The following is a 21,228-nucleotide window of genomic DNA, read 5'->3' as shown; positions in this document are numbered from 1 at the left end:
CACAGATCCTCAGGCGACCGCACACCACCCGGGAACCGGCAACTCATCGCCACAATCGCGATCGGATCATCATCCGTGGCGATCACCGCCGGCAGGTCCGCATCCGCAACACGAACCGTCCCCAGCACCTCACCCCGCAGATAATCCGCAAGCGCAGCCGACGTCGGATAGTCGTAGACCAGCGTCGCCGGCAACCGCAGCTCCGTCGCCGCACCCAACCGGTTCCGCAGTTCGACGGCCGTCAGCGAGTCAAAGCCCAGCTCCTTGAAGGCCCGACCCGCCTCGACGTCCCCCACACCCCCATGCCCCAGAACCTCGGCAACCAGCCGACGCACCAACTCCAGGACAAACGGCGCACGATCCCCCTCCGCCATCCCCCGCAACCGCACAGCAAACGAAGAACCAGCCGAATCGGAGGCATCGTTCGCGCTCTCCCCGTGCGCGGCGGTGGCCGCCCCTTGAAGCTCTACGAGCAGCCTGCTGGGACGCGCGGAAGTGAAACCGGGCGCAAAGCGCTCCCAGTCGAAGTCGGCGATCAGGAGGGCCGCCTCCGCAGATCCGGCGGCCTGGTGCATCGCGACCATGGCGAGGTCTGCCCGCATCGGCGGAACCCCGCCACGGCGCATCCGGGCGGCCATCGCCTCATCGGCCGCCATGCCGCCCTCGGCCCACGGACCCCAAGCAATCGACGTCGCCGCCAAGCCGTCCGCACGACGCTGCTCGGCAAGGGCGTCCAGGAAAGCGTTCGCGGCAGCGTAATTGCCCTGGCCCGCGGTGCCGATCGTGCCGCTCATCGACGAGAACAGGACGAAGGCATCCAGCTCCACGCCGAGTTCGATCGTCAGCTCGTGCAGGTTGAGGGCGGAGGTCGCCTTCGCCCGTAGGACGGTGTCAAGACGGTCCTGCGTGAGCGAGTCGAGGACGCCGTCGTCCAGGACGCCCGCCGTGTGAACGACTGCGGTCAGCGACTCGGCGTGCTCAGCCAGCACAGCGCGCAGCGCCTCACGGTCGGAGGCATCACACGCGACGACCGTGACCTCGGCCCCCAGCTCCGCCACCAGCTCAGCAGCACCCGGCGCGTCCATCCCGCGCCGGCTGGTCAGCACCAGCCGCTCGGCACCAGCCTCCGCCAGCCACCGCGCAACACGACCACCCAGCGCACCCGTGCCACCCGTCACCAGCACCGTGCCCGACGGGATCCACGACCCCGCACCCTCCGGCAGCACAGCCCGAACCAGCCGCCGCCCGAACACCCCGGACGAACGCACAGCCACCTGGTCCTCACTCGAACCAGCCAGCACGCCTATGAGCCGAGACAGCGCCCGCTCGTCCAGCGCCTCCGGGAGGTCCACCAGACCACCCCAGCGCTCCGGCACCTCCAGCGCCGCCACCCGGCCCAGACCCCAGACCTGCGCCTGCACCGGCGACACCAGCCGGTCCGACCGGCCAACGGAAACAGCGCCTCGCGTCAGGCACCACAGCGGCGCATCCACCCTTGCATCGCCCAGAGCCTGGATCAGACTCGTCGCGTCGACGAGCCCCAGCAGCGAGACCACACCGGCGTACTCACCAGCGAGCAGACCCGCCAAGGTGGCGCGGTCCGTGCCCGGCTCGACCTCGACCCGGCGCACCTCCGCACCGCGCCCCGCCAGCGCATCCACCACCGGCCCGTCAACGTCACTCCCGACCGGCACGACCACCAGCCAGGAACCGGACAGACGCGCGCCGGAAACCTCAGCCAGCGGCTTCCACACCACCCGGTACCGCCAGCCGTCCACCTCCGAACGCTCCCGACCCTGCCGACGCCACGCCGACAACGCCGGAAGCACCTCACCCAGAGACGCATCGCCGGAGACGTCCAACTCGGCGGCCAGGGAGACCAGGTCCTCCCGCTCCACCGCATCCCAGAACCTGGCGTCCACCGCGCTCGCCTGATCCGGCGCCGTGGCCTGCGGGGCCGCCCAGAGAACGGTCTCCGGCCAGAACCTCCGCCGCTGGAAGGCATACGTCGGCAGGTCCACGCGCCGCGCACCCGTGCCGGCGAAGTACCGGGCCCAGTCCACCTCCACGCCCCGCGCGTACGCCTGCGCCAGAGCCGTGACGGCGGTCTCCGCCTCAGGGCGGCCCTTGCGCAGCACCGGAACGAAGACCGCGCCCTCGCCCGTCACACACTCCTGCGCCATCGCCGACAGCACACCGTCCGGACCCAGCTCCACAAACGTGCTGACCCCAGCAGCCTCCAGCGCGCGAACACCGTCCAGGAAGCGGACAGCCTCACGAACGTGCCGCATCCAGAATTCGGGCGAGGACATCTCATCCGCTACGACCGCACCGGTGAGATTCGAGACAACCGGGATGCGCGGAGCCTCGAACGACAGCCCCGTCACCACCTCACGGAAGGACTCCAGCATCCCGTCCATGTGCGGCGAATGGAATGCATGACTGACCGTCAGCCGCTTGGACTTCCGATCCCCGAACGACTCCACGATCGCGACCGCGGCATCCTCGTCACCGGCAATCACCACAGCCTGCGGACCGTTGACCGCGGCAATGCTCACCCGCTCGTTCAGCAGCGGCAGGACCTCGTCCTCCGACGCCTCCAGCGCGATCATCACGCCACCCGTCGGCAGCGCCTGCATCAACCGCCCACGCGCCGCCACCAGAGCGCACGCATCCTCAAGCGACAGCACCCCAGCCACGTGCGCAGCCGCGATCTCACCCACCGAATGCCCCGACACGAAGTCCGGACGCACACCCCAGCTCTCCAGGAGCCGGAACAAGGCAACTTCCACCGCGAACAACGCCGGTTGCGCGAACTCCGTACGATCCAACGCCTCAGCGTCATCGCCGAACAGCACATCAAGACCCAGCCGCCCACGCACCGCATCAAGCGCCTCGGCAAACACCGGACAGGCCGCGTACAACTCACGCCCCATCCCGAGTCGCTGGCTCCCCTGCCCCGTGAACAGGAAGGCGAGCGCGCCTGTCGTCACGGTGCCTTGCACCAGGCCCGGTGCCTGGTCGCCGCAGGCCAGGGCGGCGAGGGCGGCGAGTCGGGCGGCCGGATCCCCGGCGACTACGGCGGCGCGGTGTTCCAGGGCGGCGCGGCTGGTGGCGAGGGAGTAGGCGAAGTCGAGTTCGCCCGTGTCCGCGATGCCGGCGGCCGTCGGGTGCAGGCGTTCGGCCTGGGCGCGCAGGGCCTCCGCCGTCCGGCCGGAGACGAGCCAGGGCACGACGGGCAGGTCGCGGGCCGGTTCCTGCTGAGCGGGCACGACGACATCGGGCGCCTGCTCAATGATCGCGTGGGCGTTGGTGCCGCTGTAGCCGAAGGAGGAGATGCCGGCGCGGCGCGATCGGCCGGTCTCCGGCCACTGGACCGCCTCGGTCAGCAGGGCGATGTCGCCCGCCGTCCAGTCGACATATGGCGTGGGCTCGTTCACGTACAGGGTTTGGGGCAGGACCCCGTGCCGCATCGCCATGACCATCTTGATGACGCCGGCGGCTCCGGCGACGGCCTGCGTGTGGCCGATGTTGGACTTCACGGAGCCGAGCCACACCGGCCTGCCATCGGGGCGCCCCTGGCCGTACGTCGCGAGCAGTGCCTGCGCCTCGATCGGGTCGCCCAGCGTCGTACCGGTGCCGTGCGCCTCCACCGCGTCGACGTCCGTGGCCGACAGGCCGGCGTCGGCGAGGGCTTCCCGGATGACGCGCTGCTGGGACGGGCCGTTCGGCGCGGTGAGGCCGTTGCTCGCGCCGTCCTGGTTCACCGCCGAACCGCGGACGAGAGCGAGCACCGGGTGCCCGTTGGCGCGCGCGTCGGACAGGCGCTCGACAAGGAGCAGGGCGACGCCCTCGGACCAGCTCGTCCCGTCGGCCGAGGCATCGAACGCCTTGATGCGGCCGTCGGCGGCCAGGCCGCGCTGGCGGCTGAACTCGGTGAACGCGCCCGGGGTGGACATGATGGTGACGGCGCCGGCCAGTGCCATCGAGCAGTCGCCGCGGCGCAGTGCCTGTGCCGCCAGGTGCAGGGTGACCAGGGACGACGAGCAGGCGGTGTCGATGGTGACGGCCGGGCCCTCGAGGCCGAAGGTGTAGGAGATGCGGCCGGAGACGACGCTGGCCGCGTTGCCGGTCCCGAGGTGGCCTTCGAGGCCGTCGGCGTCGTTGAGCCACAGGTGCAGGTAGTCCTGGGCGTTGGAGCCGACGAAGACGCCGGTGCGGCTGCCGCGCAGCGTGGTGGGGTCGATCCCGGCGCGCTCGAACGTCTCCCAGGTGGTCTCCAGCAGGAGCCGCTGCTGCGGGTCCATGGACAGCGCCTCGCGCGGCGAGACGCCGAAGAAGTCGGCGTCGAACTCGGCGGCGTCATAAAGGAAGCCGCCTTCGCGGGCGTAGCTGGTGCCCTCGCTGTCGGGGTCGTCGCTGTAGAGGTGGTCGAGGTCCCAGCCGCGGTCGGCGGGGAAGCCGGTGATGCCGTCGCGCCCGGCTGCCAGGAGCTCCCACAGGTCCTCGGGGGACGTGACGCCGCCGGGGAAGCGGCAGCTCATCGCGACGATGGCGATGGGGTCGTCGTCCGCGCCGGCCGGGGTCGTCCCGCCGCGCGAGCCTGCCGGCGCCGGGTCGCCGGCCCGGTGGGTGGTGATGGAGGCGCCGTCCGTGAGGTCGCCGACGAGTTCTTCGCGCAGGTAGCCGGCGAGCGCGGTGGCGGTCGGGTAGTCGAAGACGAGGGTGGCGGGCAGGCGTCGGCCGGTGGCGGCGCCGAGCAGGTTGCGCAGTTCGACCGCCGTCAGGGAGTCGAAGCCGAGCTCCTTGAACGAGCGTCCGGGCTCGACGGAGGCCGGTCCGGGGTAGCCGAGGGCGGTGGCGACCTGCTTGCGGACGAGGTCGAGCAGGGCGCGGTCGCGTTCGGCAGGGGCGAGCCCGGCCAGCCGCTGGCGCAGGCCGTCCTCTCCCGCGTCGCCGGTGGTGGCGGCTGCCCGGCGGGCGGGCACTCGGACGAGGCCGCGCAGGAGCGGCGACAGGGCGCCGGACCCGGCCTGGTTGCGCAGGGCGGCCAGGCCGGCGTGCATGAGGACGGGCGTCGCCTCGTCGACGCGGTGCGCGAGGTCGAAGAGTTCGAGGCCTTCCGCGGTGGTCAGCGGGGGCAGGCCCGCGCGCCGCATGCGGCTGATGTCGGCCTCGTCCAGGGTGCCGACCATGCCTGCGCCGCCAGTGGCGTCATCGGCGTCGCCGGCCCACAGGGCCCAGGCCATGGAGGTGGCGGGGAGGCCGTGGGCGCGCCGGTGGTGGGCGAGGGCGTCGAGGAAGACGTTGGCGGCCGCGTAGTTGCCCTGGCCGGGGCCGCCGAAGACGCCGCCGATGGAGGAGAAGAGGACGAAGGCCGAGAGGTCGAGGTCCCGGGTGAGGTCGTGCAGGTGCAGCGCCGCGTCGGCCTTGGGACGCAGGACGGCGGAGAGCCGTTCCGGGGTGAGGGAGGTGATGACGCCGTCGTCGAGCACGCCCGCGGTGTGGACGACCGCGCCCAGCGGATGTGCGGCGGGGATGCCGCGCAGGACGTCCGCGAGCGCTTCGCGGTCGGCGACGTCGCACGCCGCCCAGGTGACGGTGGCGCCCAGCGCGGTCAGTTCGTCCCGCAGCCGCTCGGCCTCCGGGGTGGCACCGCCCCGGCGTCCCACGAGCAGCAGGTGGTGTACACCGTGTTCGGTGACGAGGCGGCGGGCGACCAGGCCGCCGAGCATGCCGCCCGCGCCGGTGATGAGCACGGTCCTGTCGGGTGCGTACACGGTGACGGCGGCGTCGCCGTCGTCGTCCCGGCGGGCGACCCGGGCCAGCCGCAGGGCGTGCACGGAGCCCGCGCGCAGAGCGAGTTGGGGTTCGTCCGCCGCGAGGGCCGCATCGAGGGCGTACGGGAGGGCGCGGGCGGAGTCCTCGTGTCCGTCGGTGTCGACGAGCAGCAGGCGGTCGGGGTATTCGGACTGCGCGGAGCGCAGCAGGCCGACGACTGCGGCGTGCACGGGGTCGGTGCTCCCGGCGCCGTCGCCAGTGCTGACCGCGCCCTGGGTGACGACGATCAGACGGCAGCCGGCAAAGGCCTCGCCCGCGAACGGCTCGTCCGCGCACCACGCCTGGGCGAGCGCGAGGGCGTCGTGGGCGGCGGCGTGCACGGCCTGGGCCGACAGCTCCTCCGCCGGGCCGAATCCGACCACCAAAGCGTCCGGGACAGGCGCCCCGGCTTCGACCGCCGCGGCGAGGGCGGCGAGGTCCGCGTGCACGCCGACCTCGCCGGGCAGCGCACCCGGCAGCGAGGCCACAGCGGCGGCCCCGCCCACGACGGCCCAACGCCGCGGTGTGGAGGCGGTGTCGGGGGTACCCGGCAGCGGGGTCCACTCGGCGCGGAACACCGACTCGTGGTGGGCGGTACGGGCGGCCCGCACCTGCTCGGCGGAGACGGCGCGCAGCACGAGGGCGTCCACGGTGGCGACGGGTGCGCCGGAGGTGTCGGCGATCTCCAGCCGGACGCCGTCGGTGCCCGCCGGTGCCAGGCGGACGCGCACGGCCTCGGCGCCCGCGGCGTGCAGGGTCACCCCGGTCCAGGAGAACGGGAGGCGTCCTTCACCGTCGTTGCCGCCGAGCCCGCCGAGGCCGAGCGCGTGCAGACATGCGTCGAGCAGGGCGGGGTGCAGGCCGAAGTCCCGGGCGGCCGTGGCGTTCCCCTCGGGCAGCGCGACCTCGACGTAGACGCTCTCCCCGTCCCGCCACGCGGCCGTCAGCCCGCGGAAGACGGGGCCGTAGGCCATGCCGAGCGCGGAAAGCTCCGCGTACAGGTTCTCCGTCGGAACGGCCTCGGCGCCCGCCGGGGGCCACTGGGCGAGTTCGAAGTCCGGGCGTGCCGCGCCCTGGGCGAGGACACCGTCGGCGTGTCGCACCCACGACTCGTCGGCCGCGCCGCCCTCGGCGCGGGAGGAGAGCGTGAAGGTGCGGCGGCCGGTGCCGTCGGCGTCCGGCGCGGACACGTGGATCTGCACCTGCACGCCGCCCCGCTCGGGCAGCACCAGCGGAGCCTGGAGGGTGAGTTCCTCCAGCACGTCGCAGCCGACCTGGTCACCGGCGCGTACGGCCAGCTCGACGAAGGCCGTGCCGGGCAGGAGCACGGAGCCCATGACGGCGTGGTCGGCGAGCCAGGGGTGCGTGTCGAGCGAGAGGCGGCCGGTGAAGAGGAAGCCGTCGGAGTCGGCGAGCGCAACGGTCGCGCCGAGCAGCGGGTGGCCCACGGCCTCGAGGCCGACGGCGCGCAGGTCTCCGGCGCCGCGGCCCGACTCGATCCAGTAGCGCTGCCGCTGGAAGGCATAGGTGGGCAGGTCGACGCGCTGGGCGCCCGTCCCGGCGAAGTACGCCTGCCAGTCGACCGCGATCCCCCGGGTGTGGGCGTGGGCGAGCGCGGAGGTGACGGTCTCGGCCTCGGGCCGGCCCTTGCGCAGGACGGGCACGAAGGCGGCGCCCTCGCCAGTCACACATTCCTGCGCCATCGCCGACAGCACGCCGTCCGGGCCGAGTTCGACGTACGTGGTGACGCCCGCGGCCTCCAGGACACGGACACCGTCGAGGAAGCGCACGGCCTCACGGACGTGCCGCACCCAGAAATCGGGCGACGCCATCTCATCCGTGACCACGGCGCCGGTCAGATTCGAGACGACCGGAATGCGCGGCGCCGCGAACGCCAGCCCGGACACCACCTCACGGAACGCGTCCAGCATCCCGTCCATGTGCGGCGAATGGAACGCGTGACTGACCGTCAGACGCTTCGACTTGCGGTCCCCGAGGGAATCCACGATCGCGACCGCGGCATCCTCGTCTCCGGCGATCACCACCGCCTGGGGGCCATTGACGGCCGCGATGCTCACCCGGTCGGTCAGCAGCGGCAGGACCTCGTCCTCCGACGCCTGCACCGCGATCATTACCCCGCCCATCGGCAGGGCCTGCATCAAGCGGCCACGGGCCTCGACCAGCGTGCACGCATCCTCGAGCGACAGCACCCCGGCCACATGCGCGGCAGCGATCTCACCCACCGAATGCCCGGACAGGAAGTCCGGCTTCACGCCCCAGCTCTCCAGCAGCCGGAACAGCGCCACCTCCACCGCGAACAACGCCGGCTGCGCGAACTCCGTACGGTCCAACGCCTCAGCGTCGTCGCCGAACAGCACATCCAGCCCCAGCCGCTCACGCACCGCGTCAAGCGCCTCGGCGAACACCGGATAGGCGTCGTACAACTCACGCCCCATCCCCAGCCGCTGACTCCCCTGCCCCGTGAACAGGAATGCCACCTTGCCCGCGACGGGCGAGCCGGTCACCACGCCCGGCGCCGCTTCGCCCTCGGACAGGGCGGCGAGGGCCGACAGCAGGCCGGCGCGGTCCTCGGCGACAACGACGGCGCGGTCCTCGAAGGCGGCGCGGGTCGTGGCCAGGGCGTGAGCGACGTCCACCGCACCCGCCCCGGTGTTCTCCTCCACGTACGCGTGGAGGCGACGGGCCTGCTCGCGCAGCGCGTCGCGCCCCTTCGCCGAGAGCAGCACCGGCACCGCGCCCCCGAAGGCGGCGGGTGCCGGGGCGTCCGACTCCTCGGGCTCCGGGGCCTGCTCGATGATGGTGTGCACGTTGGTGCCGCTGACACCGAACGCCGAGACGCCGACGCGGCGCGGGCGGCCGGTCTCCGGCCAGTCCACGGCGTCGGTGAGCAGGGACACGGCGCCCGACGACCAGTCGACGTGCGAGGTCGGCCGGTCGATGTGGAGGGTGCGGGGCAGTACACCGTGCCGCATCGCCATGACCATCTTGATGATGCCCGCGACACCCGCGGCGTTCTGGGTGTGGCCGATGTTGGACTTGAGCGAGCCAAGGAGCAGCGGCCGGCCCTCGGGCCGTTCCTGGCCGTAGGTGGCGAGGAGGGCCTGCGCCTCGATGGGGTCGCCCAGGGTCGTACCGGTGCCGTGCGCTTCGACGGCGTCGATGTCGGCGGGGGTCAGGCGGGCGTTCTCGAGGGCCTGGCGGATGACGCGCTGCTGGGACGGGCCATTGGGCGCCGTCAGGCCGTTGCTCGCACCGTCCTGGTTCACCGCCGAACCCCGCACCACCGCCAGCACCGGATGGCCGTTGCGGAGCGCGTCGGACAGGCGCTCGACGAGGAGCACGCCGACGCCCTCGGACCATCCGGTGCCGTCGGCCGCCTCGGCGAAGGACCTGCAGCGCCCGTCGGGGGACAGTCCGCGCTGACGGCTGAACTCGACGAAGACGTCGGGCCCGGCGAGCACGGTGACGCCGGCGGCCAGGGCCAGGGAGCATTCGCCCTGGCGGAGCGCTTGGACGGCCATGTGGAGGGCGACGGAGGAGGACGAGCACGCGGTGTCGATGGTGGCGGCGGGGCCTTCGAGGCCGAAGACGTAGGCGAGGCGGCCGGAAACGACGCTGGAGGCGGTGCCGGTCAGGAGGTGGCCCTCCACGCCGTCGGGGAGGTCCCCGGCGCCGGCGCCGTACGCGTTGGCGGAGGCGCCGACGAAGACGCCTGCCCGGCTGCCGCGCAGGGTGGCCGGGTCGATGCCGGCCCGCTCGAACGTCTCCCAGGTGGTCTCCAGCAGCAGGCGCTGCTGCGGGTCCATGGCGAGCGCCTCGCGCGGCGAGATCCCGAAGAAGGCGGGGTCGAAGTCGCCCGCGTCGTGGAGGAAGCCGCCGTGGCGGGCGTAGGTGGTGCCCTCGTGGTCGGGGTCCGGGTCGTACAGCGACTCGATGTCCCAGCCCCGGTCGACGGGGAAGCCGGTGATGCCGTCGCCGCCGCTGTCGACGAGGTTCCACAGGTCCTCGGGCGAGCGGACTCCGCCGGGGAAGCGGCAGCCCATGGCGACGATGGCGATCGGCTCGCGCGAGGCGTCGGTCAGCTCCCGGTTCCGGCGGCGCAGCCGCTCGGTCTCCTTCAGGGATGCCCGCAGCGCTTCAACGACTTTTTCGTTCGGGGTGGTCATCACATACTCCGCACTTCGGGCACGTCAGGATCGGTTGCTGTCGTCGTCGGTGGCGCCGCCGTGGGACCCGTCGGGGTCGCCGTGGCCGTCGAGTGCCAGGTCGAGGAGGGCTTGGAGGTCCATCGCGTCGATGGAGTCCGCGGCGTCCGCGGGATCGGCGGTGTCCGCCGCGCCGGCGGGCGTGTCGTCCGGGGCGGCCAGCCGCAGCAGTGTGTCCAGCAGCCCGGCCTCGCGGATCCGGCCCAGCGGGATGGTGGCCAGCGTCCGGCGCAGTTCGGCGTCCTGCGGGTCGGTGTCCACGGGATGGGCGGTCGTGGTGCCGGCGGCCTCGGGGAAGAGGCTGTGCAGCAGGTGCCCGGTGAGGGCGCGGGGGTTGGGGTAGTCGAACACGAGGCTGGAGGGCAGCCGCAGCCCGCACGCGGCACCCAGGCGATTGCGCAGTTCGACGGCGGTCAGGGAGTCGAAGCCGAGGTCCTTGAAGGCGCGTTCGGCGGCGACCGCGTCGGCGGAGACGTGTCCGAGGGCCGCGGCCGCGTGCTCGCGCACGAGGTCGAGCAGGGCCGCCTGCCGGTCGTCGCCGGTGAGTTCGGCGAGGCGCCGGAGCGTCGCGGAGGACGGGTCGTCGGTGCCCTCCGCGGCGGCCGGCGGGTCGGCGCGCAGCGCGTCCCGGACCTCGGGGAGGTCGGCGACGAGGGGGCGGGGCCGGGCCGCGGTGAAGACGGGTGCGAAGCGCGCCCAGTCCACCTCGGCGACGGTCACGGCCGCCTCGTTGCCGGCGACGGCGCGTTCCAGCGCCAGCAGGTTGTCGGCCGGGGCCATGGGCGGCAGGCCGCGGCGGCGCAGCTGCTCCTCCGCGTCGCCCTCGGCCGCCATGCCGCCGTCGGCCCACGGGCCCCAGGCGACGGCGGTCGCGGGCAGGCCCTGGGCCCTGCGGCGCTCGGCGAGCGCGTCGAGGAAGGCGTTGGCGGCCGCGTAGGCGCCCTGCCCGCCGCTGCCCCAGACACCCGCGATGGACGAGAAGAGCACGAAGGCGTCAAGGGAGTCCGGTGTGCCGAAGAGCGCGTCGAGGTTCACGGCTCCGGCGGTCTTGGCGGCCACGACGTGGGAGAGGCCGGGCAGGTCGGTGTGCTCCCCGGGGGGCTGGGAGACACCGGCGGCGTGCACGACGGCGCGTATCGGGCTGCCCTCGGCGGCCAGTCGGTCGACGAGCGCCGCGAGCGCGGACCGGTCGGCGACGTCGCAGGCGGCGAGCGTCACTTCGGCGCCGAGACCGGACAGTTCCTTCTCGAGCTCCGCCGCGCCGGGGGCGTCGGCTCCCTTGCGGCTGACGAGGACGAGCCGCTGCGCTCCGTGCCCGGCGAGCCACCGGGCCGTGTGGCGGCCGAGCGCGCCCGTGCCGCCGGTGACGAGCACGGTGCCGCGCGGGGTCCAGGTCCCGGCGGCCGGTGCCTGGGGCGCGGCGTGCTCCAGGCGGCGTACAAAGGTTCCGGACGCGCGGACGGCGAGCTGGTCCTCGTCACCCGCTTCGGCGAGCACTGCCGCCAGGCGGTCCAGCGCCCGCTCGTCGCAGTCGGCGGGCAGGTCGACGAGCCCGCCCCAGCGGTCGGGGTGCTCCAGGGCGACGACCCGGCCCAGGCCCCAGACGTGGGCCTGGGCGGCGCCGGTGAGCCCGTCCGCGGCGACGGCCGCGACGGCTTCGCGGGTCACGGACCACAGCGGCCCGTCGACCCCGGCGGCCTCGCCCGTCAGCACCTCGGCGAGCGCGGAGGTCAGCGCGAGGCCGACGGGGACTCCGGGGTGCTCCGGGTGGGGTCGCTCGTCCAGGGCGAGGAGGGACAGGACACCGGCGACGGCACCATGTCCGCTCAGGCGAGCGGCGATTGCGCCCGGGTCGGCGTCGGCAGCGTCGAGCACGACGGGCACGACGTGGGCACCGCCGGCCTCGATGCGCGCCGTCACGGCACCCACCCAGGGGTCGTCGGCGTGGGCGGCCGGGAGGGCCACCAGCCAGACACCGGTGGGGGTGCCGTTGCCGTTCGACCACGGGTGCCAAGTGACGTGGTAGCGCCGGGCGTCCGCCTGCGTACGCGCCTGCTGATCGCGGCGCCAGAGCGAGAGGGCGGGCAGCAGAGAGCTCAGCGGCTGGTCGGCGTCGAGGCCCAACTCGTCGGCGATGCCCTTGGGGTCGGCGCTCTCGACGACCTCCCAGAAGCGGGCGTCCACCGCGTCGCGTGTGCCGTCGAATGCGGTGCGCCGCGCCGCGGGCTCGGGCCAGTAGCGCAGCCCTTGGAAGGCGTAGGTGGGCAGGTCGACGCGGCGGGCGCCGGTCCCGGCGAAGAACCGCGCCCAGTCGACCGAAACGCCACGCGTGTGAGCCCGGGCGAGGGCGGTCACGGCCGTCTCCGGCTCGGGACGGCCCTTGCGCAGGACGGGGACGAAGGCTGCATCACCGGTCACGCAGTCCTGAGCCATGGCCGAGAGCACCCCGTCGGGGCCGAGTTCGACGTACGTGGTGACGCCTGCGGCCTCCAGGGCGCGGATGCCGTCCAGGAAGCGCACGGCCTCCCGCACATGCCGCACCCAGAAGTCGGGCGACGTCACCTCGTCCGTCACCAGGGCACCGGTGAGGTTGGAGACCAGCGGAATACGGGGCGCCCCGTAGGACAGCCCCTCGGCGACCTTCCGGAAGTCCGCCAGCATCCCGTCCATGTGCGGGGAGTGGAAGGCGTGACTGACCGTCAGCCGCTTGGACTTCCGGTCCGGGAACGCCTCCACAATCCCCTTGGCAGCGTCCTCGTCACCGGCGACGACCACCGACCGCGGACCGTTGACGGCCGCGATGCTCACCCGCTCACCCAGCAGCGGCAGAACCTCTTCCTCCGACGCCTCCAGCGCGATCATCACCCCGCCGCCCGGCAGCGTCTGCATCAACCGCCCACGCGCCGCGACCAGCGCGCACGCATCGTCCAGCGACAACACCCCCGCCACATGCGCGGCGGCAAGCTCACCCACCGAATGCCCGGACACGAAGTCCGGACGCACACCCCACGACTGCAGCAGCCGGAAGAGAGCCACCTCCACCGCGAAGAGCGCCGGCTGCGCGAACTCCGTGCGGTCCAGCGCCTCCGCATCGTCCCCGAACAACGCGTCCGGTCCGAGCCGTTCACCGATCGCGTCCAGCGCCTCCGCGAACACCGGATAGGCGTCGTACAACTCGCGTCCCATCCCCAGCCGCTGGCTGCCCTGCCCGGTGAAGAGGAACGCCAGCGAGCCGGCGGTGACCGTCGCCTGGACGAGGCCGGGGGCCTGCCGATCCTCGGCGAGCGCCACGAGGGCGGCCTTCAGCCCATCGGTGTCGCCGGTCACGATCGCGGCCCGGTCGTCGAGGGCCGCCCGGGTGGTCGCCAGCGAGTGGGCCAGGTCGGCGAGAGGCGCGGCGCCGGACCCGACCACCGGCAGCAGGCGTCGTGCCTGGTCGCGCAGGGCCTCGCGGGTCCTGGCCGACAGGACGTACGGGAGGACTCCCGGTGCCTGCGCGGGAGCCTCGGCGGCCTCCGCGACGTCGCCCGGGGGCTGCTCGATGATCGTGTGGGCGTTGGTGCCGCTGATGCCGAACGACGAGATGCCGGCCCGGCGCGGACGGCCCGTCCCGGGCCACTCCCGCTGCTCGGTGAGCAGGGCGACGTCGCCTCTCGACCAATCGACGTGCGGGGACGGTTCGTCCACGTGGAGCGTGCGCGGCAGCGCGCCGTGCCGCATCGCCATGACCATCTTGATGATGCCGGCGACACCGGCCGCGGCCTGCGTGTGCCCGATGTTCGACTTGATGGAGCCGAGCAGCAGCGGCTGCTCCGGCGAGCGGTCCTGACCGTACGTGGCGAGCAGCGCCTGCGCCTCGATCGGGTCCCCGAGCCGGGTGCCGGTGCCGTGTGCCTCGACCGCGTCCACGTCGGAGGCCGACAGCCCGGCGCTCGCCAGGGCCTGGCGGATGACGCGCTGCTGCGAGGGACCGTTTGGCGCCGTCAGGCCGTTGCTCGCACCGTCCTGGTTGACGGCAGAACCGCGCACCAGCGCCAGTACCGGGTGCCCGTGGCGCCGCGCGTCGGACAGCCGCTCCACCAGGAGCATGCCCACGCCCTCGCTCCACCCCGTGCCGTCCGCCGCGGCGGCGAACGCCTTGCAGCGGCCGTCGGGCGAGAGGCCGCCCTGGAGGCTGAACTCGTTGAAGGTGGTGGGGGTGGACATGACGGTGACGCCGCCGGCCAGCGCCATGGAGCACTCGCCCTGCCGCAGTGCCTGCACCGCCCAGTGCAGGGCCACGAGCGACGACGAACACGCCGTGTCCACAGTCACCGCAGGGCCTTCCAGTCCCAGCGCGTACGAGACGCGGCCGGACATCACGCTGCCCGCGTTGCCCGTCATCACGTGGCCGAGGACCGCGTCGGTGCCCAACTGCTCCAGCTGGGCGTCGTACCCGGTGTAGGCGGCTCCGACAAAGACACCGGCCCGGCTGCCGCGCAGGGAGGCCGGATCGATGCCCGCGCGTTCGATCGTCTCCCAGGCGGTCTCCAGGAGGAGCCGCTGCTGCGGGTCCATGGCCAGCGCCTCGCGCGGGGAGATCCCGAAGAAGTCGGCGTCGAAGGTGTCGGCGTCGGCGAGGAAGCCGCCCTGGAAGGTGGGCGCGTCGGCGGTGGCGAGGAGTTCGGCGGTGTCCCAGCCGCGGTTGGCGGGAAGGCCGGAGATCGCGTCGCCGCCGGTCTCGACGAGGCGCCACAGGTCCTCGGGGCTGCGGACGCCGCCGGGGTAGCGGCAGCCCATGGCCACGATCGCGATGGGGTCGTCGTCCGCGCCGGCGGTTCGCGATCCGGTCGGCGCGAGGTCGGTCCCGACCCCGTCCGCGTTCCCGTCCGCGACGTCGCCGAGGAGTTCCTCGCGCAGGTGGCCGGCGAGCGCGGTGGCGGTCGGGTAGTCGAAGACGAGGGTGGCCGGCAGGCGCCGGCCGGTCGCGGCACCCAGCAGGTTGCGCAGTTCGACGGCGGTCAGCGAGTCGAAGCCCAGTTCCTTGAAGGAGCGTCCCGGCTCGACGGAGGCCGGACCCGGGTAGCCGAGCGCGACGGCGACCTGCTTGCGGACCAGATCCAGCAGGACACGGTCGCGTTCGGCCGGGGCGAGCGCCGCCAGACGCGCCCGCAGCCCGTCCTCCCCTCCGCCGTCACCGGCGGCGGCCGCGGCCCGGCGCGTGGGGCCACCCACGAGACCGCGCAGCAGCGGCGCCAGGGCACCTGCCTGGGCCTGACCGCGCAGGACCGCGAGATCGAGCTTCATCGGCAGGAGAACGGCCGCGCCGACGGACAGCGCGGTGTCGAAGAGGGCAAGGCCGTCCTGGCTCGAGAGGGCGCCCACGCCGTCTCTGGCCATGCGCTGGAGATCGCTCTCGTCCAGGTGCGTCGCCATTCCGCCCACCTGCGGGGCCCACAGGCCCCAGGCGAGGGCGGTGGCCGCGAGTCCCTGAGCTCGCCGCTGCTCCGCGAGGCCTTCCAGGAAGGCGTTGGCGGCGGCGTAGTTCGCCTGCCCGGCCGCCCCGAGGGCCGCGGCGATCGCCGAGAAGACGACGAAGTCGGCGAGGTCGAGCCGGCGGGTGAGGTCGTGCAGGTGGAGCGCCGCGTCGACCTTCGGACGCAGGACCTTGTCGAGGCGCTCCGGGGTGAGGGAGTCGATGACGCCGTCGTCGAGGACGCCCGCGGTGTGCACGACGGCGGTCAGGGGGTGCTCGGCCGGAATGGAGTCCAGCAGGGCGGCCAGCGCGTCGCGGTCGGCGGTGTCGCAGGCGGCGACGGTGACCTCGGCGCCCAGGGCTCGCAGTTCGTCCGCGAGTTCGCGGGCTCCGGCGGCGGATTCGCCGCGGCGGCTGGTGAGCAGCAGGTGGCGGGCGCCGCGCGCGGTGACGGCGTGCCGGGCGACCAGACCACCGAGGGCACCCGTTCCCCCGGTGATGAGAACGGTGCCGTCCGGGTCCCAGTCACGGGGAACCGTGAGCACGATCTTCCCCACATGACGTGCCTGGCTCAGATGACGGAACGCCTCGGGCGCCTGGCGCAGGTCCCACGCCGAGACCGGGAGCAGGTGCAGGGCACCGGACCGGAACAGGGCGAGCAGTTCGGTGAGCATCTCCTGGATGCGGTCGAGGCCGGCCTCGGTCAGGTCGAAGGCCTGGTAGGTGACGCCGGGGTGGGCGGCGGCGACGTCCTGCGGCTCACGGACGTCGGTCTTGCCCATCTCCACGAAGCGTCCGCCGCGCGGCAGCAGCCGCAGCGAAGCATCCACGAACTCCCGCGCCAGAGAGTCGAGGACGACGTCGACACCCCGGCCGCCGGTGGCGGCGCGGAAGGCGTCCTCGAAGTCGAGGGTGCGGGACGAGGCGATGCGGTCGTCGGCCAGACCCAGCCCGCGCAGGGTGTACCACTTGCCGGGGCTCGCGGTGGCATACACCTCGGCGCCCCAGTGACGGGCGAGCTGGACGGCGGCCATGCCGACGCCGCCTGCCGCCGCATGCACGAGGACGGACTCACCGCCGCGCAAACCGGCGAGGTCGTGGAGCGCGTAGTACGCCGTCATGAAGACGATCGGCACCGACGCCGCCTCGGCGAAGGTCCAACCGTCCGGCATCGGGGCGACCATCCGGCGGTCGACAACGGCCAACGGCCCGAACGCACCCGGCAGCATGCCCATCACACGATCACCGGGGGCGAGATCGGTGACACCCGGACCGGTCTCCACGACCAGGCCCGCACCCTCGACGCCCATCAGGCCCGCGTCACCCGGGTACATGCCCAGGGCGTTCAGGACGTCGCGGAAGTTGAGGCCAGCGGCGCGGACGGCGACGCGCACCTCACCCGGCGCCAGCGGTGCCTCGGACTCCGGACTCGGCACGAGGACGAGGTTGTCGACCGTACCCCTGTCCCGGATGTCCATCCGCCAGGCGGTGGTGTCCGCCGGCGGGGTCAGCGCCGTCGTGGCGGGGACCCGGGCCAGCCGGGGCGCCTGCACCATGCCGCGGCGGACGGCGAGTTGCGGCTCGCCACTGGCCAGGGCGCCCGCGAGCGCCAGCACCGAGGCGGGGTCGCCGTCGAGGTCGACCATCACGAAGCTGTCGGGGTGCTCCGACTGCGCCGAGCGCAGAAGTCCCCGCACCGCGCCGCCCGGGAGATCCGTCACCGCGCCACCGGGCACGGTCGTCACGGCACCCGACGTCAGCCACACCAGCCGCACGTCCGCGAAGCGCTCGTCCGCGATCCACTCCTGCACGGTCGCCAGCGCACCCCGCACAGCCGCATGCACCGCGTCGGCCACACCGTCGTGACCCGTCGCCGGCAGCTGGACGAAGACGGAGTCGAAGCTCGGCTCCCCCGCCGTCAACGCCTCGAGGAGTGCGGCAAGGCCGGCGTACTCCACCACCTCCGCACCCGTGGAGGCCAGGCCCAGTTCGTCCTGGCCGAGCACGGCCCAGCGCCGTCCCTGCGGGCCCTCACCGCGCACAGCGGTCACAGGCGCCCATTCCACGCCGAACAACGACTCCAGGTGGGCTGCTTCGGCGACGCGTACCTGCTCCGCCGAGACAGTGCGCAGGGCGAGGGCGTCCACGGTGGCGACGGGTGCGCCGGAGGTGTCGGCGATCTCCAGGCGTATGCCGTCCGTGCCCGTGCGCGCCACGTGGACGCGCAGCGCCTCGGCGCCGGCGGCGTGCAGGGTGACCCCGGTCCAGGAGAACGGCAGGCGTCCCACGCCCACGGTGCCGCCGAGCCCGCCCAGCGCCAGCGCGTGCATACAGGCGTCCAGCAGAGCCGGGTGCAGGCCGAAGTCCCGTGCGGCCGGGGCGGACCCCTCGGGCAGCGCGACGTCGACGTAGACGCTCTCCCCGTGCCGCCACGCGGCCGTCAGACCGCGGAACACCGGCCCGTAGCCCATGCCGAGCCCGGCCAGCACGTCGTACAGGTCGTCCGACTCGGCGGGTTCGGCCCCCGCCGGGGGCCACTGGGTGAACTCGAAGTCCGGGCGTGCCGCGCCCTGGGCGAGGACACCGTCCGCGTGCCGCACCCACCGCTCGTCGCCGGCGCCGTCCTGGACGCGGGACGCGAGCGTGAACGTGCGCCGCCCGGTGCCGTCGGCGTCCGGCGCGCCCACGTGGATCTGCACCTGCACGCCGCCCCGCTCGGGCAGCACCAGCGGGGCCTGGAGGGTGAGCTCCTCCAGCACGTCGCAGCCGACCTGGTCACCGGCGCGTACCGCCAGTTCCACGAAGGCCGCGCCGGGCAGGATCACGGAGTCCCAGACGGTGTGGTCGGCAAGCCAGGGGTGGGTGTCCAGGGAGAGGCGGCCGGTGAAGAGGAGGCCGTCTGAGTCGGCGAGGGCGACGGTCGCGCCCAGCAGGGGGTGATCGACGGCCTCCAGCCCGGCGGCACGCACGTCCCCGATGCCCGCTACCGGCTCGATCCAGTAGCGCTGCCGCCGGAAGGCGTAGGTGGGCAGATCGACGCGGCGGGCACCGGTCCCGGCGAAGTATGCCGCCCAGTCCACCGGCACCCCGCGGACGTGGGCGTGGGCGAGCGCGGTGGTGACGGTCTCGGTCTCGGAACGGTCCCTGCGCAGGACGGGGACGAAGGCGGCGCCCTGTCCGGTCACACATTCCTGCGCCATCGCCGACAGCACACCGTCCGGGCCGAGTTCGAGATACGTGGTGACGCCCGCGGCCTCCAGCGCGCGGACGCCGTCGAGGAAACGGACGGCGTCGCGGACGTGCCGCACCCAGAACTCGGGCGACGCCATCTCGTCGGTGACCACGCCACCGGTCAGGTTGGAGACGACCGGGATGTGCGGCGCCTGGAACGACAGCCCGGACACGACCTCACGGAAAGCGTCCAACATGCCATCCATGTGCGGCGAGTGGAAGGCATGACTGACCGTCAGCCGCTTGGACTTCCGTCCCGCGAAGGACTCCACGATCGCGACGGCCGCGTCCTCGTCGCCCGCGATGACCACGGACTCCGGCCCGTTGACCGAGGCGATGCTCACGCGGTCGGTCAGCAGCGGCAGGACCTCGTCCTCCGACGCCTGAAGCGCAATCATCACGCCACCGGTCGGCAGCGCCTGCATCAAACGGCCACGCGCCTCAACCAGCGTGCACGCGTCCTCAAGCGACAGCACCCCGGCCACATGCGCGGCCGCGATCTCACCCACCGAATGCCCGGACAGGAAGTCCGGCCGCACACCCCAGCTCTCCAGCAGCCGGAACAGCGCCACCTCCACCGCGAACAACGCCGGCTGCGCGAACTCCGTCCGATCCAACGCCTCCGCGTCGTCGCCGAACAGCACGTCCAGCCCGAGCCGTTCACGCACCGAGTCCAGCGCCTCGGCGAACACCGGATAGGCCGCGTACAACTCCCGGCCCATCCCGAGCCGCTGACTCCCCTGCCCCGTGAACAGGAACGCCACCTTGCCCTCGGCCCGCGACCCCGTCACCACACCAGCGGCCGCGTCGCCCTCGGCCAGCGCGTTCAACGCGGCCAGCAGCCCCGGACGGTCCTCGGCGACGACCACCGCACGGTCCTCGAACGCGGCACGTCCCTGCGCCAGCGAGTGGGCGACGTCGACCGCGCGCAGCCCGGTGTGCTCCCCCACGTACGCGGACAGGCGGCGGGCCTGGTCGCGCAGAGCCTCCTGCCCCTTCGCCGACAGCAGCCACGGCACCACGTACGCCGGTGGGGCGGGCGGCGGCTCCGGGGCCTCCTCGGCCTCCGGGGCCTGCTCGATGATCGTGTGGGCGTTGGTGCCGCTGACACCGAAGGCCGACACGGCGGCGCGGCGCGGCGCGCCCGTCCCGGGCCACGGCATCCGCTCGGTGAGCAGGGCGACGTCGCCGGCCGACCAGTCGACGTCGGGGGTGGGCTCGTCGACGTGCAGGGTCTGCGGCAGCACGCCGTGCTGCATCGCGAGAACCATCTTGATGATGCCCGCGACACCGGCGGCCGCCTGGGTGTGGCCGAGGTTGGACTTCAGCGAACCGAGGCGCAGCGGGTGGCCCTCGGGGCGGTCCTGGCCGTAGGTGGCCAGCAGGGCCTCGGCCTCGATCGGGTCCCCGAGGCGGGTGCCCGTGCCGTGGGCCTCGACGGCGTCGACCTCGGCGGCGGAGAGCTGTGCGTTCTCCAGGGCCTGCCGTATGACGCGCTGCTGCGAGGGCCCGTTGGGGGCGGTGAGGCCGTTGCTGGCGCCGTCCTGGTTGACGGCCGAGCCCCGCACCACTGCCAGGACCGGGTGACCGTTGCGCCGTGCGTCGGACAGCCGCTCGACCAGCAGCACGCCGACGCCCTCGGACCAGCCGGTGCCGTCGGCGGAGGCGGCGAAGGACTTGCAGCGCCCGTCGGGCGCCAGGCCGCGCTGACGGCTGAACTCGACGAACACGTCGGTGTTGGGCATCACGCACACGCCGCCGACCAGGGCGAGCGAGCACTCGCGCTGGCGCAGCGCCTGCGTCGCGAGGTGCAGGGCGACGAGGGAGGACGAGCACGCGGTGTCGACGGTGGCGGCCGGGCCCTCGAGCCCGAAGACGTAACTGAGGCGGCCGGACAGGACGCTGGTGGCGCCGCCGGTCAGCAGCAGCCCTTCCAGCTCCTCCGGGACCTCCCTGAGGTCGGCCCCGTATCCCATGGCGCTGGCACCGACGTAGACGCCGGTACGGCTGCCGCGCACGGTCGAGGGGTCGATGCCGGCCCGCTCGAACGCCTCCCAGGTGACCTCCAGCAGCTGGCGCTGCTGCGGGTCCATCGCCAGCGCCTCGCGCGGCGATATCCCGAAGAACGCGGGGTCGAACAGCGTCGCGTCGTCGAGGAATCCACCGCCGGTGTTGTAGAAGGCACCCTTGCGGTCGGGATCGGAATCGGTGAGGGATTCGACGTCCCAGCCGCGGTCGGCGGGGAATCCGGAAATGGCGTCGCCGCCCTCGTCGACCAGTCGCCACAGGTCCTCCGGCGACCTGACCCCGCCGGGGAAGCGGCAGCTCATCGCCACGATGGCGATGGGCTCGGCGGCGTCGGCCTCGATCTCCTGGACACGGCGGCGGGACCGGCGCAGCTCGGCGGTCATCCACTTCAGGTTTTCCAGAAGCTTCTCTTCGTTCGAGCTGGTCACCGGAACGTCACCCCCTGGGGAATCGCGAAATGCGGCCGTA

The 21,228-nt window shown here is 73.5% G+C and carries 2 protein-coding genes; both read right to left on the bottom strand.

Features of this window, described 5'->3' with window-relative positions:
• On the bottom strand, nucleotides 1-10,007 hold a 10,007-nt coding region (locus ACIP64_RS28900; RefSeq protein ID WP_401592302.1), incomplete at its 3' end, for a type I polyketide synthase.
• Between the two features lie 24 nt (nucleotides 10,008-10,031).
• The gene (locus ACIP64_RS28895; protein WP_401592300.1) at nucleotides 10,032-21,188 is read right to left on the bottom strand and encodes a type I polyketide synthase; all 11,157 of its coding nucleotides are present in this window, start codon (nucleotides 21,186-21,188) and stop codon (nucleotides 10,032-10,034) included.
• Nucleotides 21,189-21,228: the final 40 nt, after the last annotated feature.

The organism is Streptomyces sp. NPDC088733 (genome assembly GCF_044751185.1).
Classification (GTDB): domain Bacteria; phylum Actinomycetota; class Actinomycetes; order Streptomycetales; family Streptomycetaceae; genus Actinacidiphila.
Note: the sequence above shows the minus strand (reverse complement) of the source record. Positions and strands in the feature narration are given on the sequence as shown.